Consider the following 23,576-nt stretch of genomic DNA (forward strand, 5'->3'; position numbering starts at 1 on the left):
CTATGCTGCGCACTATAAGATAAAAGCTGATTGCAGTTTTATCCTATGCCGTCCATACATTCCATGGTCTGAAAAATGGTATTTCATAGCGCCATGGATTTGTTTACCCAAAAAAAATCTGAAAAATTAATGGAATTAATCATATGGATATATTTAACGAATTAAAAACAAGGCCAATGAACAGCTACCGCTGGCTGCTGGTCGGGTTATGCATTTTACTGAATATTGTCGATGGCTATGATGTGCAGGTCATGTCTTTTACCGCTGCTTCTGTGTCCAAAGAATGGGCGCTTGCAGGGTCCAGCTTGGGAATTTTAATCAGCCTTGGCTTAATCGGCATGGCTGTCGGTTCACTCTTTATTGCGCCTATTGCAGATAAAGTCGGACGGCGCAGCATTATTCTGTCCTGCCTGCTGCTTTCAGGCATTACCATGCTGTTCAGCAGCCAAGTCAGCAGCTATGCACAATTGGGGTCTTTACGCTTCATCACCGGTTTAGGCATCGGCGGACTGCTGACAAATGGCGCAGTCATGGCAAATGAGTTCTCGACGACCAAATGGAAAAACCTGTCTGTGGCGCTGCTGTCTACAGGATATGCCTTAGGTGCGGTATTGGGAGGCATGATTGCATTCCGCTTGATTGGCACAACAGGCTGGCGCAGCGTGTTTATGTATGGCGGATTCTTTACGCTGGCTGTATTGGCGCTGGTGTATTTCATCCTGCCGGAGTCTGTGGAATATCAGCTCATCAAGCGCAAACCCAATACACTGGAAAAAATCAACCGGACCTTGGCGAAATTCAACATCGGCACTATTCAAGAATTCCCTGCTTACCAAGGAATTATCACGGGTAAAGTGTCAATCAAGAGCTTGTTCAAAGGTGATTTAAAAGCCCGTACCATCTTTGTCTGGATTGCATTCTTCTCGGTTATGGCCGGTCAGTACTTTATCTTAACCTGGACCCCTAAATTGCTGTCTATGGCAGGCATGTCTGCAGAACAAGGGGTAAGCCTTGGCATTATCCTAAACTTTGGCGGTATTTTTGGCGCAATTCTGATGGCCTTCCTGACAGTCCGCTACAGAATCCACTTTGTACTTTCAACCTTCTTTACCATTACAGCAGTCTGCATCGCCATCTTTGTTTTAAACTCGGGCAATTACCTGCATGCCATGTGGATTGCGGTACTTGTCGGCATCTTCAATAACGGCTGTGTTGCAGGCATGTATGCCCTCACCAACAGCACCTATGAAACAGAAATCCGCGCAACCGGCGTTGGTTCAGCCATTACCATGGGCCGTTTAGGCGGTATTTTGTCACCGCTGGGTGCCGGCTACCTTCTGGACGCAGGCATACAGCCATTGCATCTTTACAATATTGACGCCGTACTCTTTGCAGTTGGCGGTGTGGCGGTTGTACTGATGTACTTCGCCATAAAAAAACAAAAGTCTGAAAAAGTTTTAAGCGAACTAAACAGCCTGCCTTAAACAAAAAAATATGACAGATGCTTCGGCATCTTCTTCTAAGCCATCACATTTACATAAATAACGTCAACGGCAGCCCAGCGGGAAAGCTCAACTTTCCCCTGCGCTTTCGCATCATCGAAAATCAGCAAAGGATCCGCTTTATATGAAAAATTTAATGGCCGCTCATCAGGGAAAAACATTATTAATTGCGTCTTTAATAGCAATGGTTAACGTACAGGCCGCTGCCAATGAAGCGTGGTCACCAGACCGCCAATGGCTTTTCGGCGACTGGAATGGCGGCCGTCAGCAGCTTGAAGAACAGGGCTATAAATTCAATGTGACTGTCATGAATCAAACAGCCTCGCTATTAGATGGCGGCAAGTCGGATAGCCATCAAACACGCAACGCCAACCAAGTTGCGCTGGGTGCGAATTTTGATTTGAATAAAATTGCAGGCTGGCAAGACACAACCGCAGCAATCACTGTTACCAAGCGCGACGGCAAAAACTTAGCGCAGGACATTGGCATGAAAGGCAGTCCAACAGAAATTTATGGGCGCGGAAATATCTGGCGCTTGACCCAAGCATGGATCAAAACTGGCTTTATCGACAATACCCTGCAGGTGAAGCTCGGCCGAATGGGCATGGCAGAAGATTTCAACAGCTCTCACTGTTAATTCCAAAGTATTATTCTGTGCGGTGGCCAAATGGGCAAAGCGCAAGGCGATGTCTGGTACAACGGTCCCGTCAGCGGCTGGGCGGCCAATGTTAAATACAGGCTTGCTCCTGAATGGACAATCGGTGCAGGCGTATATGAAAATAATCCTGAAAATACTGAAGAAAAAGACAATGCAAACTTCAACTTAAGCACCGATCGTGCAAATGGTGTAATGGTTCCCGTAGAGTTGGCGTGGAAAACAAAAAAAATAAATGACTTGGCGGGCGAATACAAAATTGGAGGATTCTGGAGCAGCAAAGATTATGAAAAAATTGATGGATCAGCAGGCCAAGATGCAAAATCCGGCGTGTGGCTGAATGCACAACAGCAATTGACCGCACAAAGCGCCAATGGCAGCCGCGGTTTATACAGTTCTGTCAATTTAACCTTTAACAATGAATCCACTGCTTCAGTTGCAAATACACAGCAAGCGGCTTTTTGGTATAAAGGCCCGCTGGATACCCGCCCGATGGACCAGATCGGCTTTGGCTTGGGCCGCTATCAATTCAATGATAAAGTTGCCTCTAATAGCAATAAAAATGACGAAATAGATGTGGAGCTGAATTATGTCTATAACTATTCGCCAGCTGTGATGATCCGCCCGAACTTGCAATATGTTTACCAGCCGAATGGCCTTAAAGAAACGGATGACGCATGGGTGGCGGGTGTAAGTGTTAAATTGAATTTCTAATCAGTTGATTCATTCAATCTCTTTTTAAGTATTTTTTATAGATTAAGCCCAGACCTGCTTCTGGGCTTAAGCATTCTGAACAGTATGTTTCAGCGCGTTACATGGAGTTTGAGCAATTTCATTATGCATTGCCCCTCCCCTCAAACAAACCGCCGTTTTCAAATATCCATAAACCAAATGATATGAATAAAAACCTGAATAGATCATGAATAACGCTGATTCTTGATCTTATTGTTATTGACCTAAAATATGGAGTGAATGGGTAAAAAGGCAAAACTACGTAGACAGCCCATTTATATCAATAGCTCCGGCTGAAAAGACATTGGCTGAACTCAAGTTCCAGCCAATTCATTGAAAGCGGCTTCAACAGATCTGCAGGCTTTTATCAAAAACCATACGGGAGATTAAACCTCTTAAAAATACTGTTTAAAACCCTGCTTTTTATATTCAGCGATTACAGCGTTATATTCCATTTTTTATGCCGATTTACTGCAAATATGATTACAGCAAATATCAGCCTTTCGGTTTCAGCGTATGATTGACATAAAAAGACTCATGCGTTAAACGATTTGATGTATTCACTGTCAGCGGCTGAACCTCATGCATCGTCTTGATACAGCGCTCCGTCAATTCAATATATTGCTGTGTGCCTTGCGATTTCCACGCCATCTCCTTTTCATCCAGCGCTCGAATGACCTGTGCAGGACTGCCTAAAGCCAAAGAATTAGCTGGAATGTGCGCTTTGGCCTTAACCGTGCTGTTAGCACCGATAATGGTGTTTTCGCCAATATCAGACTCATCCAAAATCACACTGTTCATGCCGATCAAGGCATTTTTACGGATACGGCAGCCATGCAAAATTGCGCCATGTCCAATGTGGCCAAATTCTTCAACTACAGTGACATAGTTTGGAAAACCATGAATAATGCAGGAGTCCTGCACATTGGCATTTTGATGGATATGAATGCCGCCAAAATCTGCGCGCAGCGCGGCGAAAGGGCCAATATATGCCCCCTCCTCAACAATTACATCGCCAATTAAAACAGCAGTAGGATGAACATAAGCTTTGGGGCTCACGACTGGGATCACACCATCAATGGCATAGCACGGCATTGTTTATTCCTTTAAAACATTTAAACCTTTGCCTTCAAGGCAATTAATAACTGGCTTCTTCCTGCTTTAACCCGCCAAAGCGCTTATAGAATTGCGGATGCGCAGGCGGCATAGAACCTTCCGATGTTCTTGCCGTTTCCATGAAAAATTCATCACCGGCCATCACCACGGTTTGATAAAGATTGCTGCTTAAATTCCTGGCATTTAATGACAGCCAGTGACCAGGCAGCAGTTCAAATGGCAAATTAGGATCTTTCAGCAAAATACGGCGGTATTGATGAATCAGCAGAATTCGGATTTGGAAAGCCTGTACCGGATCCAGCTCGTCCTCATTTTCCACCAAATTGAAAAACTCTCTGAAATCTCCGATAAATTTTTCATAGCGCTGATGCAATTCCTGTACCGGCCAATTGGTCTCGACCATCCGCTTAACCGTTGGATAAGACTCTTGCCAAAGCTGCAGCGCTTCGGCCTTAAAAATAACCACTTGATCTGTCATTTTTAAGTTCAGCAATAAATTTTGCAGCTTTAAATGATCACAGCCCGGATAAGCCATGACATTGGTTGCAATATTGGCAAAGCCAAGCCATTCCAGTTCTTTTTTCAGCACCAGTTTGTTTTCCAGCTCGACTGAGCTGAGCAGAACCAAATCCCATTTTTGATCCCATTCCTGATGGCTGAAACTGTAAATTTTTTGATCGGCCACAATAAAACGCTGGCGGCTGCTTTCCGTCACACGATAATAGCTGGTGCGGCCAATTTTTTCAGAAATCAGCCAGCCATTTTGTACCAGACGGAACACCGCCGTACGAACTGAACGTTCATTAAAGCCAAACACATCCATTAACTGAATCAGGCTTGCTAAACTGATAATGCCGCCCCGGTGAAAAATGCAGTCACCAAAGACTGTCATAATCAATGAAGTGCCGCTGAGCGCCTCAGTATTAATGAAATCATCGATTGCTTGTTTTAATTTTGGATTCATTTCGTTTAACTATTACCTTCTGATTTTAAGGGAACAAACCAGATGATTTATTCCCTTCCTAAACTTATGCTGATTTACGGATATCAAATACCCGCTGCGCCTTGCCTTCTGAACGAGGCAAGCTGCCTTCTGGCAGCACTTCCACACAAACAGAAATGCCCACCATGGTTTTGATCTGACTTTTCAGCTGAGCCTCCAGCTGCGGCGTCAATGTCTGGCTAACATCTTTACGCATTTCGGTCCGAATATGCAATGTGTCTAAATGGCCTTCTTTGCAAATTTGAATCTGATAATTCGGGATCAGCTGCGGAATATGCAAAATCTGTTCTTCAATCTGCGAAGGAAATACATTTACCCCGCGGATAATCATCATATCATCACTGCGTCCGACAATTTTATCCATACGGCGCATCGTGCGCGCTGTGCCGGGCAGCAAACGAGTTAAATCTCGGGTGCGGTAACGGATCACCGGCATGCCTTCTTTGGTAATCGTGGTGAATACCAGTTCTCCCAGCTCGCCATCCGGCAGCACTTCCCCTGTTTCAGGATGAATGATTTCAGGATAGAAATGATCTTCCCAAATTGTTGGGCCGTCTTTTGTTTCAAGGCATTCCATGGCAACACCCGGCCCCATCACTTCAGATAGGCCATAAATATCCAGCGCGTCAATGCCTAGGCGCTCTTCAATTTCTTTACGCATTTCATTGGTCCAAGGCTCTGCACCGAAAACACCGGTTTTAATCGAGCAATTTTTCGCTGTTCCGAACTTCTTCTCTAATGCTTCAATAATGTTCAAACAATACGATGGCGTCACCATAATCGCCGTTGGCTTAAAATCATGAATCAGCTGCGCTTGGCGCTCTGTTTGGCCGCCTGACATTGGAATGACTGTTGCGCCCAAGCGCTCTACGCCATAATGCGCGCCTAAACCGCCAGTAAATAAGCCATAGCCATAAGACACCTGAATGGTATCTTTATTGCTCAATCCTGCTGCGCGCAGTGAACGCGCCACCACATCTGACCAAAGGTTAATGTCATTTTGCGTATATCCCACAACCGTCGGCTGACCGGTTGTGCCAGAAGATGCATGCACCCGCACAATTTGTTCTTGCGGAACAGCAAACATGCCAAAGGGATAGTTATCACGCAGGTCTTTTTTGGTGGTGAATGGAAACTTCGCCAAATCTTCTAAAGATTTGAAATCGTCAGGATGTACGCCTGCTTCATCAAACTTCTTTTTATACACCGGGCTGTTTTGATAAGCGTGCTGCAGCGTTTTTTTCATGCGCTCCAGCTGCACGCTGCGCAGCTCATCAATTGAAACCGTTTCAATTTTTTCCATTGCATTGTTATTCATATTCTTTCTCCTGAAGCAGCCGTCCTGACTGCCCGTTTATTCATTCCGCAGATTATTTCCTTAATCCACATTTTCTATAATCAGTGCAACACCCTGTCCGACACCTACACACATGGTGCATAGCGCATACTTTCCTTTGCGGCGCTTTAATTCTTTCATGGCGGTAATGACCAAGCGTGTCCCGCTCATGCCCAGCGGATGGCCTAAAGCAATCGCGCCGCCGTTTGGATTGACCCGTGCATCATCGTCGCTTAAGCCCAGCTCACGCATGACGGCCAATGACTGCGCTGCAAATGCTTCATTCAGCTCAATCACATCCATCTGGTCTAGGCTTAAACCGGTCAGCTTCAAAACTTTATGCACTGCCGGCACAGGGCCTATGCCCATATATTTCGCTTCTACACCCGCACTGGCAATTGCCGCCACTTTGGCTAAAGGCGCCAATCCCTGCTCATCTGCAAATTGCTGATTACCCAATAAAATGCAGGCAGCGCCATCGTTCACGCCAGACGCATTGCCTGCTGTTACTGAACCGCCCTCTTTACGGAATGGCGCTTTCAAGCTGGATAAGGCTTCTAGCGTTGTTTCAGCCCGAGGATGCTCATCCACGGCAATAGTGACGGTATTTTTTTTACGGTCTTGAATGTCAACAGCTAAGATTTCTTCTGCAAAAATACCATTTTGCTGCGCAGTCGCAGTTTTTTGCTGACTGCGGTAAGCAAATAAATCCTGATCTTCCCGGCTGATGCTATATTTTTCAGCAACGTTTTCTGCTGTTTCCGGCATGCTGTCAACACCAAAAGCGGTTTTAAACTTTGGATTAATAAAGCGCCAGCCAATGGTCGTATCAAATATTTCCGGAGTACGGCTGAATGCTGCAGCCGGTTTAGATTGAACAAATGGCGCGCGGCTCATCGACTCCACACCGCCAGCCAAAATAAACCGCGCCTCACCGGCTTTAATTGCGCGGGCGGCCAGTCCGACTGCATCCAGCCCGGAAGCGCATAAACGGTTAACGGTAATAGCAGGCACTGAATCCGGCAATCCTGCCAGCAATGATGCCATCCGCGCGACATTTCGGTTGTCTTCGCCAGCCTGATTGGCGCAGCCTAAAATAACCTCATCCAGTTCAGCCCAAGGCAAATTCGGATGCTGTTTTTTCAGATACTGAATCGGTTTGGCAGCCAGATCATCTGCCCGAATGCTGCTTAAACCGCCAGCATAACGCCCAATCGGGGTACGGATTGCATCAAAAATATAAACTTGTTCCATGTTCACTTTCCTTTAGCCTGCAGCACGAAACTGCTGCGGCTGAATCTTCTGCGCCTTTGCTAAGGCAGCCTGCTTTCTTAAATATATACTAGGTCTATAACGATCTTCACCATAAATACGATACATATTTTCTAAAGTTTGTAAAATAATGTTATATCCGATTTTTTCTGCCCATTCAAATGGGCCTTGCGGATAATTAACGCCATATTTCATTGCTGAATCAATATCTTGTTCAGATGCAATATTATGCAGAACAGCTTCGCAACCTTCATTGACCAGCATTGAAATAGTGCGCAGCACATAAAGCCCAGCATGGTCTTTGCTCCAAATCGGTATCACATTCATGCCGGCAAAAAGCAAATCGACAGCATGCATGTCTTCTTGTGTACAGCAGGCAGACGCCGTCAGCGGTATTGCTTTGGCATGGGCCCAGTCAGCATGCCAATCCATCAGCACCACCTTGTCATTGATATGGTCAATATCAACTGACGCTCCCAAGCTGAAACGCAAAGAAACATCACCGATTAAGATTTCATCATAGCCTCCGGCTTCTACATCCAGCTGGATGTGAGAAGACTGCATTAGACGCTGAATCAAAGCGGAGGAATGCGGCCATGCACCTTTCACGACAAGCTTTAATTTATGCAAGGACTTGGCATAACAGACCGGCAATTCATATTTTGGCCGAACTTCTGCTTGGCTGTAGTCATAGAAACCTTGTTTTGACTTACGGCCATAGCAGCCTGCATCAACCAATTCTTTTTGAATCAAGGACGGACGGTAGCGCGGCTCATAAAAAAACTCTTGATAGACACTTTTCGTGACTGAAAAATTTACATCCTGTCCAATTAAATCTGTCAGCTCACATGGACCCATTGCAAAACGGCCGCATTCACGCATGATGAAATCTAATTGTTCCGGTGCTGTGACATTTTCCTGCAATGCACGAAATGCTTCGGCGTAGTAAGGGCGCGCAACGCGGTTTACAATAAAACCGGGAGTCGATTTAGCAGTCACAGGCACTTTTTTCCACGCAGCCATTAAAGCAGACAGCGCATCAGCCAGAGCCGAATCCGTTTTTAAGCCGCTGATAATTTCTACCAGCTTCATGACAGGCGCGGGGTTAAAAAAATGCAGTCCCACGACCCGTTCAGGATGAGAAATAGCCGAAGCAATAGCCGTAATAGAAATAGAAGATGTATTCGAAGCAAAAATTGCTTGCTCAGAACAAATTTCAGCCAGCTGCTGAAATAGATGCTGCTTCACCTCTTTCTTTTCAATAATCGCTTCGATAATTAAATCTGCATCAGCCAGCTGCGCCAGCGCATCGGCTGCCGTTAAATTTGCCAGAGTGCTGTCAAACAGCTGCTGGGGCATTTTTCCAGCTTGCACACGCTTATTCAGCTGTACCGACAGCTGCTCTAAGGCCTGCTTGGTTTTGGCTGCGTCAGTATCAAAAACATAGGTCTGATGTCCGTTCATGGCGGCCAGCTGGGCGATACCTATTCCCATGGTACCTGCACCAATCACCGCAACTTTAGCCTGCTGTAAATTAATCTGCGGCATAACTCAGCATCCTTTATATTCAGGAGTTCGTTTTTGCATAAAGGCCTGCACACCTTCTTTATAATCACTGGAGCGGCCCGCCAAACGCTGTAAATCGCGCTCTAAAATCAGCTGATCGTCCAAGTTATTGTGCGCAGCGGCATTAATGGCTTTCTTAATCAAAGACAGACCGTAGGTTGGCTGCTTCGCCAAATGCTCTGCCATTTTTTCAGCTTCTGATTTTAATGCATCATCCTCAACTGCCTGCCAAATCATTCCCAGCTGCACAGCGCGTTCCGCCGGAATTTTATCGCCTAACATTGCCAAGCCCATTGCCTGCGCGCGCCCCACTAGACGCGGCAAAAACCAGGTGCCGCCAGAATCCGGCACAAGGCCCAAACGGCAAAAGGCCTGTATAAAAGAGGCAGATCGCGCAGCAATCACAATATCGCACGCCAAGGCAATGTTCGCGCCGGCCCCTGCTGCGACGCCATTCACGGCGCAAATCACCGGCTTCGGCATTTCAGTGATGAGCTTAATCAACGGGTTGTAATATTTTTCAATAGACAGGCCTAAATCCGGAGCATCGGCATTAGGGTCTACCACGCGGTCATTCAAGTCCTGACCTGCGCAGAAACCGCGCCCTTCAGCTGAAATCACTACCGTACGGACTGCACTGTCTTTCGCCCACGCTTTCATTACGCTGGACACTTCCTGATGCATGGTTTCATTAAAGCTGTTTAATTGCTTTGGACGGTTAAAGGTTAAGTAGCCTACTGCATTTTTTTCTTCAACAATGATGGTTTGATAATCCATTACACACCTCTAAATTCCGGTTTTCTTTTTTCTAAAAATGCACTGATGCCTTCTTGGCGGTCTTGGGTAGCGGCCAGCCAGACAAAATGCTGACGTTCCAACTTCAAGCCCTGACTTAATGTCACTTCATGAATTGATTTCAATGACTGCTTAATCACGCGGATCGCCAGCGGCGCTTGCCGGGCTATTTTTTCCGCCAGTTCCAAGCCGTATTGAACAGTCAGTTGCGCTGGGCAAATTTGACTGCTGATGCCATGCTGCACGGCTGTTTGCGCCGGGATCATTTCGCCGGTCATTGCCCAGCGCATTGTCAGCTGCTGACCAACTAAACGCGCCAAGCGCTGTGTTCCGCCTGCGCCCGGCAGCATGCCTAAGCCGATTTCGGGCAAAGCGAACTGCGCATTGTCACCGGTCAGCACCATGTCTCCATGCAGCGCCAATTCAAAACCCGCCCCTAAAGCATAGCCATTGACTGCCATAATCAACGGTTTAGAAAATTCATCAATACATTTCCAAAGCTGAGGACGCCGATCCTGCTGAATGCTGACCACATCCAGCTGCGCCAATTCATTCAGGTCAGCACCCGCTGCAAAGCATGTCGGATTTCCTGTAACAATGACCGCTTTTACAGCGGCGTCAGCATCCAGACTTTGCAGGCAATTCACAATTTCCTGCAGCGTGGCATTGTTCAGCGCATTGCGTTTTTCCGGACGGTTCAGCTCAATCAGCGCCACACCGGCTTTGGGGAAACTGATTTTAATGTTTTGCATCCTTGAACTCCTTTTTCTGCCCCATCCATGAAGGCGTTATTCGTCAAAACTCAAACGGACATTCGGTGTAGTTGGACGCGCCTGACAGCTCAGCACATAACCTTTTTCAATTTCTTCAAGTTCAAGGCTGTAGTTGACCGCCATCTCAACCTGACCTTCCAGCACCTTGCATTTGCATGTCGCGCACACCCCGCCCTTGCAGGCATACGGCAAGTCCGCACCGGCGCGCAGCGCGGCATCCAAAATGCTGTCATCCTGTTTAGAAACTTCGACAATCAGTTCACGGCCATCCAGCACAATATTCACTTTTTCTTCACTGCGCCGTTCAATCTGCTGCGCCGATGCTTTTTGCACAGCGCCTGTATTGAAACGCTCTGTATGAATCTTGCTGCGCTCAATACCCAATTCAGGCAATACGGTTTCCACCGCTTCCATCATTTCTTCTGGGCCGCAGGCAAAGCAATGATCTGTATTGACATCAATCAAGTCTGCTGTGAACAGCTGCTTTAATTTTTCAGCATCAATACGGCCATTAAAGATTTCGCTGTCATTGAATTCACGTGAAAAAATATTGATCAGCTGCAAGCGTTCTTTAAAACGGTCTTTGAGATCCATAATTTGCTCGGCAAACATGGTCTGTTTCCACGAACGGTTGCCATAAACCAAGGTAAAGCGGGATTCAGGCAGGCGATTCAGTACTGATTTCACAATCGAAAGAATGGGTGTTATGCCGCTGCCTGCGGCAAAACCTAAATAGTTTTGTCCGGCTGCCTTGGCCGCTTTTTGAAAAAATACCCCTTGCGGCGGCATTACATCCAGCACGTCACCCGCTTTTAAGTGCGCATTTGCCCATGTAGAAAATTGACCTTGATCAATCTGTTTAATCGCAATGCTCATGTCTTCCTGCACATCACTGCATATTGAATAGCAGCGGCGCAGTTCAACGCCATCACTTAAATGGCGGATCGTTAAATGCTGACCTGGCTGGTACTGGAATGCATCCAGCTGCTCTGGCGCAAGGTCAAAAGAAATACAAATGGCCTGTTCAGTTTGAGGCTGAACAGCTTTAATCGTTAATGGTACAAATTGACTCATGTGAAAATCCCTCTTTCTTTTCAGCTATTGCTAAATGCGTTCAATCTTGCCGCTGCGGGTGTTAAATACATTTAAAATAGTCAAAAGGTTCTAAGCAGTCCTGGCACTTGTATAAAGCCTTGCATGCGGTAGAACTGAATTCGCTTAATAGTTTGGTGTGCTGGCTGCGGCAGTGCGGGCATTCGATTCCGTCGCTTAAAGCCACATGTGTACCGCAGCTGGCCGCTTCACCTTTCGGAGGCGCAATGCCGTACTGACGCAGCTTTTGCTTTCCTGCTTCGCTCATCCAGTCGGTGGTCCATGCTTCAGATAAATCCACCACAACATTTACCGGTGTTAAGCCTTTGGCTACAAAAGCTTGCGTAATTTCCGCTTTTAATAGATCTGTTGCAGGGCATCCACTGTAGGTAGGTGTAAGCCGGACTACAATTTCATTTTGCAGATTCAATTCCACCCCGCGGATCATGCCTAAATCAAGCACAGACAATACTGGAATTTCAGGATCTGACACCTGCGCCAGCACATCCCACCATTCATTTGCTGCATGCCGAATTAAATTCATGCGACTCACTCCCTGTGATGCGGCCCAATTACCAAGTCATATTGGGGTAAGAGCGCTGCAGATACTGCAGCTCAGCTAAAACATAGCCCAAATGTTCGGTATGCAGGCCTTGTTTCGCTCCGCTACGGTAAGCGCCTTCTGGCGGCAATGCCAAATTAAACTGTGCAAGCTCAGCCTGAATGTTCTCCATCCACTGTGTTTTTAAAATTTCAATATTCGGGATGATGCCGCTATCTACCAGCTGCTGCTCTTCGGCACTGAGGCCATACAGTTCCTCTGTAAAGCGCCACAATTGATTTAAGCCATTTTGAATTTTTTCATGCGCTTCCGCTGTGCCTAAGCTCAAACGTTCCATCCATGCTTTTGAAAACCGCAAATGGTATTTTACTTCTTTCAGTGTTTTTACCGCAAATGCAGACAGCTGTGCATTGCGGCTGTTGCTCAGCGCAGCGAACAGCAGCGCATGGTAATGATCCATCAGCCATTGACGTACAATGGTCTGTCCGAAATCACCGTTCGGCTGTTCACAGAGCAGTAAATTGCGGTATTCGCGCTCTGTACGGAAATACGCCAATTTGTCTTCATCATGGCCCAATCCTTCTACTTCGCCTGCAAGGCTTAATGCGGTACGCGCTTGCCCCAGCAGGTCTAAACCGATATTGGCTAAGGCAATATCCAGTTCCAGCTCTGGCGCATGGCCGCACCATTCAGCTAGACGATGTGACAAAATCAGCTGGCTGTCGCCCACATGTAATAGAAATTGCGCTAATGCTTGATTGCTCATGGTGTTCACCCTCTGCCTTACATGTGCTCGATGCCGTTTGGAATGTGATAAAAAGTCGGATGACGATAGACTTTGTCTAAAGACGGATCGAAAAATTCCGGTTTTTCATCAGGCTGAGAGGAAGTGATCAGCTCAGATTTCACCACCCAAATGCTGATGCCCTCATTGCGGCGGGTATAAACATCACGCGCATTCTGCAATGCAATTTCATCATCCGGCGCGCGCAGGCTGCCGACATGGCGGTGGCTCAGGCCTTGCTTGCTGCGGACAAAAACTTCATATAAAGACCAATTTTTTTTGTTATCCATGACTGTGCTTTCCTTTATTTCCTAAAATATTTAAGCAACTTTTTGCGCTGACGGGTTTGACTGCTTTTGTGCAAATACTGCAGCTGATTCACGCACCCACTGGCCGCCTTCCCATGCCTTGCGGCGCGCTTCAATACGTTCGTGATTGCATGGGCCTTTGCCGGCAATGACTGCAAAGAACTCATCCCAGTTCACTTCACCAAATTCGTAATGGCCGGTTTCTTCATTAAATTTTAAGTCAGCATCTGGAACGCTCAGTCCCAGCTGGTGCACTTGAGCCACCGTGTTGTCGACAAATTTTTGACGCAGCGCATCATTGCTGAACAGTTTTATTTTCCACGCCAGACTTTGCGCGCTGTTCGGTGAATTATCATCGCTAGGGCCAAACATCATCAGCGCAGGCCACCAGAAACGGTTCACGGCGTCTTGTGCCATCTGTTTCTGTTCCGGCGTGCCGTTGGCCAACACCATCATGGCTTCAAAGCCTTGCCGCTGGTGAAAGCTTTCTTCCTTACAGATCCGCACCATGGCACGGGCATACGGGCCATAAGATGTGCGGCATAGCGCCACCTGATTCACAATAGCGGCGCCATCCACCAGCCAGCCAATGGCAGCGACGTCCGCCCAGCTCAGTGTTGGATAATTGAAAATAGAAGAGTATTTCATGCGGCCAGCAATCAGCTTGTCCATCATGTCATCACGGTCTGCCCCTAATGTTTCGGCAGCGCTGTACAAATAAAGTGCATGGCCTGCTTCATCCTGAACTTTAGCCAAAAGCACCGCTTTACGCTTCAAAGATGGCGCACGGGTAATCCAGTTGCCTTCCGGCAGCATGCCTACCACTTCTGAATGCGCATGCTGGCCAATTTGGCGAATTAATGTTTTGCGGTAAGCATCCGGCATCCAGTCCTTCGGCTCGATTGAAACGTCCTTTTCAATATTTTGCTCAAATCTTTGTTGTTGCATGTCCATCATTGCCTCACTTATCCCAAGTGTTGATACATTTAAATTAAAACGATACACATATAAAATCAATATATATTTTTTAGTATCACTTAAATTATTTCATTAAAATACCACAAGACATTGTTTTTAAATATCTTTATATATTTAATACTTTGGTCTTGTTTTTAATTCATACAATTATGATTGACTTTTTTACTTTTTAAACACAAATTATGAAACATCAAAACTAAAATTTATTTGTAAACGTATCATAAATGGAGTTTTAAGATGTTAGAGTTAGACGATAGTAGCTCAACAGCAAACGATCAGGCCGATCAGTACGCCGCAGCGGCTTCAGTAAAGACGCTCAGTTCTTTGGTCTATGGCCAAGCCTACACAGCACAACAGGACTTGCGCATGGTTTATCATGCCATTAGCGGCGCAGCCGTTTATCAAGTCGGCAGCCAAGGCATCAATACCCAAGCGATTGTCGATTATGCCAAGCAAAAAGGTTCAGTCATTGCATCCTGGACATTCCACCAGCGCGCCAATGCGCTGAAACAGGCCGCGCAATATTTACTGGAACGCAAAGAAGAATATTATGAGCTGGCAAAAGCCACGGGCTGTACCCGTAAAGATGCCTGGATTGATATTGAAGGCGGAATCGGCACCTTATTTGCCTATTCAAGCTTGGTCCGCCGTGAACTGAGCGATGAAACCGCTTTAGTTGAAGATGCCTGGATTCCATTATCTCAACACGGCACATTTGGCGCCAAGCATATTCTGAGTCCGAAAGCTGGCGTTGCCGTACATATCAATGCATTTAACTTTCCAATCTGGGGAATGCTGGAAAAAATTGCGCCGTCATTGCTGGCTGGCGTTCCGTGCATCGTAAAACCGGCAACAGAGGGCGCTGAATTGACCCATGCGGTCGTCAAAGCCATTCATGAAAGCGGCTTCCTGCCCGAAGGCGCATTGCAGCTGATTTGCGGCCAAACCTATGATTTATTCAATCACCTCAACCCGCAAGATACTGTGACATTTACCGGTTCTGCATCCACCGGGCAAAAACTGCGCGCGCATCCGCATCTTAATGCTTACTCCATCCCTTTCACTATGGAAGCGGATTCTGTCAACAGCGCAATTTTAACTGAACAGGCCAATGATGAAACCATCAACCTGTTTGTGCGTGAAGTCTTTCGGGAAATGACCACAAAATCTGGGCAAAAATGTACGGCCATCCGCCGTGCATTTGTACCGGCAGCATTGCTGGACTGCGTGCAAACCCGCTTAATCCAGAAGCTGGAAAAAGTGACTGTCGGCGATCCATCTGATGACGGCGTCACCATGGGCGCCTTGGCCAGTGTCAAACAAAAGCATGATGTAGCTGCTAAGGTTGAACAGCTAAGTCAAGATGCCGAAATTGTGTATGGCAGCCATTTGCGTCAGGATATAAAAATTCAATCACCGCATCCGGAAAAAGCCGCATTCTACCCGCCCACGGTTTTGGTCTGCAGACAGCCAAGCCAAGCCGAAAACATCCACCGCATTGAGGCTTTTGGTCCAGTCGTGACCTTAATGCCGTATGAAAACTTAACAGAACTGGCAGACCTCGTTGCGCGCGGCGAAGGCAGTTTGGTGGCGTCTATTGTCCGCGATAGCGATGAAAACATTGAATCGGTAGTGGCTAAAATTGCTCCGTGGCACGGACGGGTGCATATTTTAGATGCGGAAAGCGCAAAAGAAAGTACAGGTCACGGCTCTCCTCTGCCATATCTGGTGCATGGCGGCCCGGGCCGGGCCGGCGGCGGTGAAGAGCTTGGCGGCTTGCGTGCAGTAAAACACTATATGCAGCGCACCGCCATTCAAGGTTCACCCAATGCAATGACCCAAGTGGGCCACAGCTGGACTGCAGGCGCTCAAGTATTTGAAGACCGCGTGCACCCGTTCAAGAAATCCTTTGATGAGCTGCGTGTCGGAGAGCGTCTGCTGACCGCGCGCCGGACAGTTACAGAAGCCGATATTGTAAATTTCGGCTGCCTCAGCGGTGACCATTTTTATGCGCATATGGATAAAATTGCTGCAGCTGAATCTTTATTTGGTGAACGGGTTGCCCATGGCTACTTTATTGTGTCAGCCGCGGCAGGCTTATTTGTAGATGCTGCAGCAGGCCCTGTCATCGCCAATTACGGCATGGACAACTTACGCTTTGTAGAGCCGGTCAAAATTGGCGATACCATTCAAGTTGAATTGACCTGCAAGCAGAAAACCCCCAAACAGCAGCGTGATCCCGAACAAAAACCGCATGGTGTTGTAGTTTGGGATATCAAGGTAAAAAACCAGCGCGGCGACCTTGTCGCAACCTATGACATTCTCACCTTGGTAGAACGCGGTGCTTAAGTAAGCAAAAAATCCAAAAAGGAATCCTAGTGATTCCTTTTTTTATAAAAAATAAATTAATTGAATCCTTTAATCAGAATTGTATTGACGAAAAGAGGATTAATCCATAAATTAACAAAATATGATACAAAATAAAAATAATATTTAAATCAAAAGTATCATTTATTTTATACAATCAGCACAGGAAGTCGCATGATGAATGATAAGTCTCTAGACATTGATACAGCTGAAAGGAACATTCAGCCTCAGTCCCTCAATTTTGAATCAGCCCCAGCTGCCGAACAGCCGCGAGTGAAACTGGAACAGTCCGCCTCTGAACGGAGCAATGCCTATCAGTGGTATGTCGTGATTATTTGCATGGTGGCCTATATTTTGTCTTTTGTAGACCGGCAGATTCTATCTTTAATGATTGAACCCATTAAGCAGGATTTAATGCTGAGCGATACTCAATTCAGCCTATTGCAAGGTTTGGCCTTTTCACTGTTCTACGCTTTTATGGGCGTGCCTATTGCCGCGCTGGCGGATAAAAAATCTCGGATTAAAATTATTTCGATAGGCATTGCCTTCTGGAGTTTTACAACAGCTGCCTGCGGCCTGAGCAAAAATTTCATTCAAATGTTTTTGGCTCGTTTAGGTGTCGGCGCGGGTGAAGCAGCGCTCTCTCCTGCATTCTATTCAATCGTTGCCGACTTATTCCCTAAAGATAAATTAGGCCGCGCATTAGGGGTTTACGCTATTGGCGCATTTATTGGCTCAGGTCTCGCTTTTCTGATTGGCGGCTATGTCATCGGCTTGCTAAAAGATGTCAATTTTGTAATTTTGCCAGTCATTGGTGAAATTAGAACATGGCAGCTAACCTTTATGATTGTAGGTCTGCCTGGCGTACTTTTAGCACTATTGATGATTTTTACCGTGCGCGAACCTGAGCGCAAAGGCTTAAAGATTGGTCAAGATGGCCAAGTCATTAAAGCGTCATTTAAAAATTCAGTAGCATTTATCAAGACACACAAGAAGACCTTCTTCTGCCACTTTATCGGTTTCTCTTTTTATACCATGATGCTGTACTCGCTCTTAGGCTGGGCACCTGCATTCTATATGCGGAATCATGGCTTGGATGCTAGTCAAACCGGTTACATTTTGGGCTGCATCATTTTAATTGCCAATACCTCGGGCGCATTATTTTGCGGCTGGCTGATCGACTTTTTTTCAAAACGCGGCTATAGCGACGCGGCAATCCGTACCGGAATGATCGGCTGTGCGGCTTTAATTGTACCAAGTGTATTGTTCACGCAAGTCGACAATATGCATGTCTCATTTGCGCTGATTTTTGTCGCCATGTTTTTTTCTACGTTTCCCATTCCGGCTTCAGCAGCTGCGACGCAAATGCTTACCCCGAACCAGCTCCGCGCGCAAGTTTCCGCAAAGTTTCTGCTGATTTCCAATCTGATTGCGCTGGGTGTCGGGACAACTGCAGTAGCGCTGATTACAGATAAATACTTTCAAAATACTGTTATGGTTGGCAATTCTATTTCTATTGTCAACGCCGCAGCGGGCATCATTGGTGTTTTCTTGCTGTATAAAGGATGCAAATATTATAGAGAGAGCATGAAAGCGGAAAATTTATCCGAATAAAATATTCGAACCGCTTAAGCGGTTCAGCCTAATTTCAAAAAGACAGCGCTCAAAAACAGCGCTGTTGCACCCACTCCACTGTACATATTTATTCATTCAGTCAGCTGATTTATAGATGATAAGTCTGCATCTAAAAACTATCGCAGATGACATTCAATTACTGTCTGAATGATGCCAAAAAAGGCATAGAATTTATCCAGCCGCATTCATTCCTAACTGATTTAAAACGTTCAATAACTTGATTCAAGTAAGTCATTAATCAATGAAATCAGCGATGGCGCAAATAGAACCATAATAATTCCCGAAATAATCATAGAAAGGCTGGCAATGACTCCTTCCAGCTCATGACGCTGCCTAGCCCGGGCAATTCCCATTGCATGCGCGGCATTTCCCAATGCTGCGCCTTGAGCAATCCGACTCTTAAAGCGCATCCACAACAGCAGAACATCGCCCAACAGCATCCCGACCAAACCGGTAATTACGGTAAACAGCGGAATAAGGCTGATAGAGCCCCCCACTTTTTCAGTTAAAACCAAAGCAAATGGAATGGAAATAGAGCGCGCCAAAAGGCTGTTTTTAACAATGTCATCAAAATTCAGCAGGCTTGCCAAGAACCAGCTGCTCAAGATACCAGCCAGCATGGATAGGCTTGAACTGCAGATCAGCACTTTAAAATGCTGCTGAATTAAAGTGCGGTAACGAAATACGGGAATCGCAAAAGCCGCTGTAATTGGGCCTAACATAGCCACTAAATACTGCGTATAGACATAATAGTCTTGAAAATGGTGCTGTAAAATCAAGATCAAGGCGATACTCAGTATCGGTACAACAATAATTGGCGATAAATAAATTTTTTGTGTGTGAATAAAGAGCTTCTTGGCCAAAAAGTAACTGAACAGCGTCCAAACGAAATAAAAAACACCCCATAGCTCAATCATTCCATATCATCCTGCACTAAGAACATGCGAACTGCAGATACAGACACCATCATCACCAGAGCCGTGCTGATCATGATGACCAGCAGTATTTTCCAGCCGCTGACGATCAATAACTCTTGATATTGAATAATGCCCACCACAGGCGGAATAAAAAAAAGCAGAAGCTCGCCCAGCAGCAGATCTGCACCGCGTTCTACATGCGCCAATTTCAGCCACTTCATTTCGAGTAAAAACAACAGCAGGAAAAAACTCAGCACTCCCGATGCCACAGGCAAATTGAGAAGCTTTTGCAGCCAATAAGCACAGCTCCAAACCGCCATGATGACGAGAATTTGAATAAAGGCTATTTTGAATTTTTTCATACATGTACCAAAGCTAAGCGCTGTAATTTAAGTCGGTATTCATACATTTTTGCAACAGCAGCAGCCGATCAATTTTCATCTAAATAACGCTGAGCCTGAACCCCAAATTGCGCGGCAAATTTATCTCATAAATTTTGATCAAAATATGCCGATAAAACATAGTAAATAAGGCAGGAATACAGATTAGGCTAAAAAATTCACCTGATTTCGAGACATCCCATGCTGCAAACAGGTCTGCATATATTCGCCATACACTGATAATTTTTCATAAATATGCTCGGCATAAAACATATCTTCAACTAATTGAATCGCCTGCTGCCGGTTATAGCTTCCATAACTCAGTACAAGCTGTGCATTCAGCGCAGCGAACTTCTCACACAAGGCGATATACTCCGCATCTTTATGTTTAAAAAATAATTTCCGCATATCCCACTTTGTACAATCGATAATTAAGTCTGCTGAATTCGTGCGGATATAGCGAATTGTGACGTTAAAATACTGTTCCAGTTCCGCTATTTTTTTGGTGTTTAGATTTAAGTCCGTCAGCAAAAAAATCTGAGAAACATCAGTTCGGCACAATGCTTTAATCAAGGAAAAATAGAAAAAATCGACATCATTGAATGCGTCATCACTCAAATCTAAATAGATATTCAGCGCCTCAAGCACGTCATCTATTTTTAAGTTCTGTTTTTGTTCTGCCTGATAATAGCGATTTAGAATATTGAGCACAGATGGTGTTGCAGGGCTGCTATAAATAACAGGATGATCTAAGTGAGCCAAAATAAAAGGTGAAAATAAAAATGCAATACAGGCCTGTTCCGCATGAATTGCAGACTGCACAATGTATTGCACATGAGACTTTGAAAGATCACGCAAAACTTTGGCGCGCAGCAGCGTTGCCTCTAAGTTCAGATATTGCTGTGCAAGAAAATGCCGCAGTTTTTCTGAAATTGCATGGCCCTCAATAATTTCAGAAATTATATTTAACCGCTCTGTTACAAACATTTCATCACTCTTAGAATTCATTCATCAGTTGAATTCTTATCTTTTTTTTAGAAGATGAATAGCTGCAAAAACAAGCCTAATAATTATAACAGAGCTTTTAAATCTGCCTTTCTGTTATATTTTTATAATGCGCTTCCTGTATCTACATACTGAATTCGTTGTCCCGCAAAATCTGGATAATTATTCAAAGTAGGCAGTTTTTATGAAACGATCTATAATTTCTGATAATACTGCGATGCACAGTGTTTCTTTAGCAAAAGCAAATATTAGATATCTCTGCATGCAGTGGAGGTTCCGATGAGCCTTGGTCTAACTGCACTGGAATTAGCGAGAATTCAATTTGCTTTTACTGTCTCATTTCACATTATATTTCCAGCGACATCCATTGGCTTAGCCTGTTTTCTTGCCCTGCTGGAATGGAAATGGCTGCGTACCCATAACCCCGTCTACAAAGATCTTTTTAAATATTGGATTAAAATTTTTGCCGTCGCTTTTGCGATGGGCGTTGTCTCAGGCGTGGTTATGGCCTACCAATTTGGTACGAACTGGAGTGAGTTTTCCCGCATATCGGGCTCAGTCACAGGCCCCTTATTAACTTATGAGGTCTTAAGCGCTTTTTTCCTAGAAGCGGGATTCCTCGGCATCATGCTCTTCGGCTGGGGGCGCGTCAGTCCCAAAGCGCATTTTTTTGCCACCTTCATGGTTGCAATCGGAACATGCATTTCCATGTTTTGGATTCTGTCTTCAAATAGCTGGATGCAGACACCCCAAGGGTTTGCAATAGAAAACGGCATCATTGTTCCAACAGACTGGTGGGCCATTGTCTTTAATCCCTCTTTTCCTTACCGCTTTGCACATATGGCGGCTGCAGCTTTTCTTGTGTCTTCATTGTTAGTGACCGGTACGGCTGCGTGGCATTTATTAAAAGGGCGCCGGGATGACTTGGTAAAAAAATCGTTCTCTTTGGGGCTTTGGATGGTCCTTGTAACCTCTTCTTTGCAAGTGGTTATTGGTGATCATCATGGTTTAAATACTCTTAAGCATCAACCGGCTAAATTAGCTGCAATTGAAGGGCATTGGGAAACCAATCACGATCATGGCATGCCTTTATTGTTATTCGCTCTGCCTGACATGAACAATGAGCGCAATGCTATGGAGATTGGCGTACCGAATTTAGGCAGCATGATCCTGACTCATTCGATGGAAGGCCAAGTAACCGGCTTAAAAGATTTCGCACCTGAAGACCGCCCTAATGTTCCGATTGTATTCTGGAGCTTTCGAGTCATGGTCGGCCTTGGCATGCTTATGCTTTTAATGTCACTGACTGCTTTATGGCTGCGGAAAAAAGGCCGCTTATATCAATCTGATTGGTTCCATAGATTTGCAGTGATTATGGGGCCAACTGGCTATATTGCCCTGCTTGCAGGCTGGGTCACCACTGAGGTGGGCAGGCAGCCGTGGGTCGTGTACGGTGTCATACGCACGCAGGATGGCTTGTCCCACACAGTTACTGCTGGCCAAGTGGGTCTAAGCCTCATTATTTTTGTTTTAGTTTATACCGCTGTATTTGGTACAGGTATTTATTACATGCTGAAATTGATTAAATCCGGTCCAGTCCATATTGACAGCATTGATCCCCAGCCTGCTGGTCTAGGCCGCTTCAAAACACCTATGAGGCCATTAAGCGCTGTTGATGATGCTCTAGATACTCCAGAAAACCCAAAAAACAATCACCGGGAGAACCCTCATGATTGATCTCGCATTAGTCTGGGTCGGCATTATCGGCCTAGGCGTATTAATTTATGTGGTCCTGGATGGATTTGATCTTGGAATTGGCATTCTGTTTCCATTTATAAAAGGCCAGCAAGAACGCGATGCCATGATGAATACGGTTGCACCGGTCTGGGATGGCAACGAAACGTGGATGGTCCTAGGCGGCGCAGGCTTATTTGCGGCCTTCCCTTTGGTTTATTCCACCGTATTATCTGCTTTGTACCTGCCCATTATTTTTATGGTGGTCGCCTTAATTTTTCGTGGTGTGGCCTTTGAATTCCGTTTTAAAGCGCATCGCAGCAAGCCCTTATGGGATCAAGCTTTTATTTGGGGTTCCTTTTTATCCAGCTTCTTTCAAGGCGTGATTCTCGGCGCGTATATTCAAGGGATTGAAACGCGGAATGGAATCTATAGCGGCGGTGTACTCGACTGGCTGACTCCTTTTTCATTGTTCGTAGGCTTTGGTGTCGTCCTCATGTATAGCGCATTAGGCTGTGCATGGCTCATTATGAAAACCGAAGCGGATTTACAAGACAAAATGTATAAGCTGATGCCGCAGCTGATCCTTATTTTAGTGATTATCTTCGGCGCAGTAAGTGTCTATACGCCACTCAGCCATCCTGAAATTCTGCGGCGATGGTTTTCTTTGCCGAATCTGCTTTATTTTAGTCCTGTGCCGATTCTTGTCCTTCTATTTTCGGCCCTCATCATCCATGCATGTAAACGTAAAAGCGAAATTAAACCTTTTGTGTTCACTCTTGGACTGGTATTTCTCGCATTTACAGGCTTTGTAATTAGTTTATGGCCCAATATTATTCCGCCTTCAGTTTCAATTTGGCAAGCGGCTGCGCCAGAATCGAGTATGAAGTTTACTCTAGCAGGCGCTATGATTCTGATTCCAATCATTCTGGCTTATACTTTTTTATCCTATTGGGTATTTCGCGACAAAGTACGTATTGGCGATGAAGGCTATCATTAACTGAGGCAGCAACAATGAAAAAAATGATAACGCATCTAAGCCCTTCTGCATGGTTTATCTTGCT

The 23,576-nt window shown here is 45.6% G+C and carries 20 protein-coding genes and 1 pseudogene; 6 read left to right on the top strand and 15 right to left on the bottom strand.

The window, feature by feature from the left end; all coding sequences use genetic code 11:
• Positions 1 to 143: 143 nt before the first annotated feature.
• Entirely contained in the window at positions 144 to 1,484 is a 1,341-nt protein-coding gene (locus tag AZH43_RS05120) for an MFS transporter (protein ID WP_067667266.1), read from the top strand.
• A gap of 142 nt (positions 1,485 to 1,626) precedes the next feature.
• Positions 1,627 to 2,871 (top strand): annotated as a pseudogene (locus AZH43_RS05125) (carbohydrate porin).
• A gap of 513 nt (positions 2,872 to 3,384) precedes the next feature.
• On the opposite strand, the gene AZH43_RS05130 reads toward AZH43_RS05125, so the two are convergent.
• The 12 genes from AZH43_RS05130 to paaA all read right to left on the bottom strand — a co-directional run bounded on the left by AZH43_RS05130 (position 3,385) and on the right by paaA (position 14,450).
• Positions 3,385 to 3,984: a gamma carbonic anhydrase family protein gene (locus AZH43_RS05130; RefSeq protein ID WP_067667268.1), complete on the bottom strand. Its 600-nt coding sequence runs from the start codon at positions 3,982 to 3,984 to the stop codon at positions 3,385 to 3,387.
• Positions 3,985 to 4,027: 43 nt separating this feature from the next.
• A complete protein-coding gene (gene paaX, locus AZH43_RS05135; protein ID WP_067667270.1) occupies positions 4,028 to 4,969 on the bottom strand; it encodes a phenylacetic acid degradation operon negative regulatory protein PaaX in 942 nt (313 codons plus the stop codon).
• Between the two features lie 64 nt (positions 4,970 to 5,033).
• Positions 5,034 to 6,326: a phenylacetate--CoA ligase PaaK gene (gene paaK, locus AZH43_RS05140; RefSeq protein ID WP_067667273.1), complete on the bottom strand. Its 1,293-nt coding sequence runs from the start codon at positions 6,324 to 6,326 to the stop codon at positions 5,034 to 5,036.
• A gap of 60 nt (positions 6,327 to 6,386) precedes the next feature.
• Positions 6,387 to 7,598, bottom strand: a complete 1,212-nt coding sequence (gene pcaF / locus AZH43_RS05145; RefSeq protein ID WP_067667275.1) for a 3-oxoadipyl-CoA thiolase — start codon at positions 7,596 to 7,598, stop codon at positions 6,387 to 6,389.
• Positions 7,599 to 7,610: 12 nt separating this feature from the next.
• Entirely contained in the window at positions 7,611 to 9,164 is a 1,554-nt protein-coding gene (locus AZH43_RS05150) for a 3-hydroxyacyl-CoA dehydrogenase (RefSeq protein ID WP_067667277.1), read from the bottom strand.
• Positions 9,165 to 9,167: 3 nt separating this feature from the next.
• Complete coding sequence (paaG, locus tag AZH43_RS05155) at positions 9,168 to 9,959, bottom strand: 2-(1,2-epoxy-1,2-dihydrophenyl)acetyl-CoA isomerase PaaG (RefSeq protein ID WP_067667278.1); 792 nt, start codon at positions 9,957 to 9,959, stop codon at positions 9,168 to 9,170.
• Positions 9,959 to 10,729 carry an enoyl-CoA hydratase-related protein gene (locus AZH43_RS05160; protein WP_067667280.1) on the bottom strand — a complete coding sequence of 257 codons (771 nt, stop codon included), beginning with the start codon at positions 10,727 to 10,729 and terminating at the stop codon, positions 9,959 to 9,961. Before AZH43_RS05160 ends, paaG begins: the two co-directional genes overlap by 1 nt.
• Positions 10,730 to 10,765: 36 nt before the next feature.
• Entirely contained in the window at positions 10,766 to 11,824 is a 1,059-nt protein-coding gene (gene paaE / locus AZH43_RS05165) for a 1,2-phenylacetyl-CoA epoxidase subunit PaaE (RefSeq protein ID WP_067667282.1), read from the bottom strand.
• A gap of 61 nt (positions 11,825 to 11,885) precedes the next feature.
• On the bottom strand, positions 11,886 to 12,386 hold the full coding sequence (gene paaD, locus AZH43_RS05170) for a 1,2-phenylacetyl-CoA epoxidase subunit PaaD (protein ID WP_067667284.1): 501 nt from the start codon (positions 12,384 to 12,386) through the stop codon (positions 11,886 to 11,888).
• A 28-nt stretch (positions 12,387 to 12,414) separates the two neighbouring features.
• Positions 12,415 to 13,179: a 1,2-phenylacetyl-CoA epoxidase subunit PaaC gene (gene paaC, locus AZH43_RS05175; protein WP_406564610.1), complete on the bottom strand. Its 765-nt coding sequence runs from the start codon at positions 13,177 to 13,179 to the stop codon at positions 12,415 to 12,417.
• A gap of 8 nt (positions 13,180 to 13,187) precedes the next feature.
• Positions 13,188 to 13,478 carry a 1,2-phenylacetyl-CoA epoxidase subunit PaaB gene (gene paaB / locus AZH43_RS05180; RefSeq protein WP_067667288.1) on the bottom strand — a complete coding sequence of 97 codons (291 nt, stop codon included), beginning with the start codon at positions 13,476 to 13,478 and terminating at the stop codon, positions 13,188 to 13,190.
• Between the two features lie 30 nt (positions 13,479 to 13,508).
• Positions 13,509 to 14,450, bottom strand: a complete 942-nt coding sequence (gene paaA / locus AZH43_RS05185) for a 1,2-phenylacetyl-CoA epoxidase subunit PaaA (RefSeq protein WP_067667290.1) — start codon at positions 14,448 to 14,450, stop codon at positions 13,509 to 13,511.
• Between the two features lie 261 nt (positions 14,451 to 14,711).
• Here paaA and paaZ point away from each other — a divergent pair, with 261 nt between their 5' ends.
• Positions 14,712 to 16,823, top strand: a complete 2,112-nt coding sequence (gene paaZ / locus AZH43_RS05190; protein ID WP_067667292.1) for a phenylacetic acid degradation bifunctional protein PaaZ — start codon at positions 14,712 to 14,714, stop codon at positions 16,821 to 16,823.
• Positions 16,824 to 17,015: 192 nt separating this feature from the next.
• Positions 17,016 to 18,455 carry a spinster family MFS transporter gene (locus AZH43_RS05195; protein WP_067667294.1) on the top strand — a complete coding sequence of 480 codons (1,440 nt, stop codon included), beginning with the start codon at positions 17,016 to 17,018 and terminating at the stop codon, positions 18,453 to 18,455.
• Positions 18,456 to 18,685: 230 nt separating this feature from the next.
• Here AZH43_RS05195 and AZH43_RS05200 read toward each other — a convergent pair whose 3' ends face one another.
• The 3 genes from AZH43_RS05200 to AZH43_RS05210 form a co-directional block, all read right to left on the bottom strand.
• Positions 18,686 to 19,393 carry an LrgB family protein gene (locus AZH43_RS05200; RefSeq protein WP_067667295.1) on the bottom strand — a complete coding sequence of 236 codons (708 nt, stop codon included), beginning with the start codon at positions 19,391 to 19,393 and terminating at the stop codon, positions 18,686 to 18,688.
• On the bottom strand, positions 19,390 to 19,755 hold the full coding sequence (locus AZH43_RS05205; RefSeq protein WP_067667297.1) for a CidA/LrgA family protein: 366 nt from the start codon (positions 19,753 to 19,755) through the stop codon (positions 19,390 to 19,392). The genes AZH43_RS05200 and AZH43_RS05205 overlap by 4 nt, the downstream gene beginning before the upstream one ends.
• A 183-nt stretch (positions 19,756 to 19,938) precedes the next feature.
• Positions 19,939 to 20,760, bottom strand: coding sequence for a hypothetical protein (locus AZH43_RS05210; RefSeq protein ID WP_067667400.1), 822 nt, complete (start codon positions 20,758 to 20,760; stop codon positions 19,939 to 19,941).
• 297 nt (positions 20,761 to 21,057) lie between these two features.
• On the opposite strand from AZH43_RS05210, the gene AZH43_RS05215 reads away from it, so the two are divergent.
• A complete protein-coding gene (locus AZH43_RS05215) occupies positions 21,058 to 22,515 on the top strand; it encodes a cytochrome ubiquinol oxidase subunit I (protein WP_067667300.1) in 1,458 nt (485 codons plus the stop codon).
• Positions 22,508 to 23,512, top strand: a complete 1,005-nt coding sequence (gene cydB, locus AZH43_RS05220; protein WP_067667302.1) for a cytochrome d ubiquinol oxidase subunit II — start codon at positions 22,508 to 22,510, stop codon at positions 23,510 to 23,512. The genes AZH43_RS05215 and cydB overlap by 8 nt, the downstream gene beginning before the upstream one ends.
• Positions 23,513 to 23,576: the final 64 nt, after the last annotated feature.

The sequence above is a fragment of the Acinetobacter pragensis genome, from assembly GCF_001605895.1.
Lineage (GTDB): Bacteria > Pseudomonadota > Gammaproteobacteria > Pseudomonadales > Moraxellaceae > Acinetobacter > Acinetobacter pragensis.

Excerpts from the sequence above, each read along its gene's own strand:
- AZH43_RS05120 (WP_067667266.1), top strand. The coding sequence starts at position 144 with ATGGATATATTTAACGAATTAAAAACAAGGCCAATGAACAGCTACCGC.
- AZH43_RS05130 (WP_067667268.1), bottom strand. The coding sequence starts at position 3,984 with ATGCCGTGCTATGCCATTGATGGTGTGATCCCAGTCGTGAGCCCCAAA.
- paaX (WP_067667270.1), bottom strand. The coding sequence starts at position 4,969 with ATGAATCCAAAATTAAAACAAGCAATCGATGATTTCATTAATACTGAG.
- paaK (WP_067667273.1), bottom strand. The coding sequence starts at position 6,326 with ATGAATAACAATGCAATGGAAAAAATTGAAACGGTTTCAATTGATGAG.
- pcaF (WP_067667275.1), bottom strand. The coding sequence starts at position 7,598 with ATGGAACAAGTTTATATTTTTGATGCAATCCGTACCCCGATTGGGCGT.
- AZH43_RS05150 (WP_067667277.1), bottom strand. The coding sequence starts at position 9,164 with ATGCCGCAGATTAATTTACAGCAGGCTAAAGTTGCGGTGATTGGTGCA.
- paaG (WP_067667278.1), bottom strand. The coding sequence starts at position 9,959 with ATGGATTATCAAACCATCATTGTTGAAGAAAAAAATGCAGTAGGCTAC.
- AZH43_RS05160 (WP_067667280.1), bottom strand. The coding sequence starts at position 10,729 with ATGCAAAACATTAAAATCAGTTTCCCCAAAGCCGGTGTGGCGCTGATT.
- paaE (WP_067667282.1), bottom strand. The coding sequence starts at position 11,824 with ATGAGTCAATTTGTACCATTAACGATTAAAGCTGTTCAGCCTCAAACT.
- paaD (WP_067667284.1), bottom strand. The coding sequence starts at position 12,386 with ATGAATTTAATTCGGCATGCAGCAAATGAATGGTGGGATGTGCTGGCG.
- paaB (WP_067667288.1), bottom strand. The coding sequence starts at position 13,478 with ATGGATAACAAAAAAAATTGGTCTTTATATGAAGTTTTTGTCCGCAGC.
- paaA (WP_067667290.1), bottom strand. The coding sequence starts at position 14,450 with ATGGACATGCAACAACAAAGATTTGAGCAAAATATTGAAAAGGACGTT.
- paaZ (WP_067667292.1), top strand. The coding sequence starts at position 14,712 with ATGTTAGAGTTAGACGATAGTAGCTCAACAGCAAACGATCAGGCCGAT.
- AZH43_RS05195 (WP_067667294.1), top strand. The coding sequence starts at position 17,016 with ATGATGAATGATAAGTCTCTAGACATTGATACAGCTGAAAGGAACATT.
- AZH43_RS05200 (WP_067667295.1), bottom strand. The coding sequence starts at position 19,393 with ATGATTGAGCTATGGGGTGTTTTTTATTTCGTTTGGACGCTGTTCAGT.
- AZH43_RS05205 (WP_067667297.1), bottom strand. The coding sequence starts at position 19,755 with ATGAAAAAATTCAAAATAGCCTTTATTCAAATTCTCGTCATCATGGCG.
- AZH43_RS05210 (WP_067667400.1), bottom strand. The coding sequence starts at position 20,760 with ATGTTTGTAACAGAGCGGTTAAATATAATTTCTGAAATTATTGAGGGC.
- AZH43_RS05215 (WP_067667300.1), top strand. The coding sequence starts at position 21,058 with ATGAGCCTTGGTCTAACTGCACTGGAATTAGCGAGAATTCAATTTGCT.
- cydB (WP_067667302.1), top strand. The coding sequence starts at position 22,508 with ATGATTGATCTCGCATTAGTCTGGGTCGGCATTATCGGCCTAGGCGTA.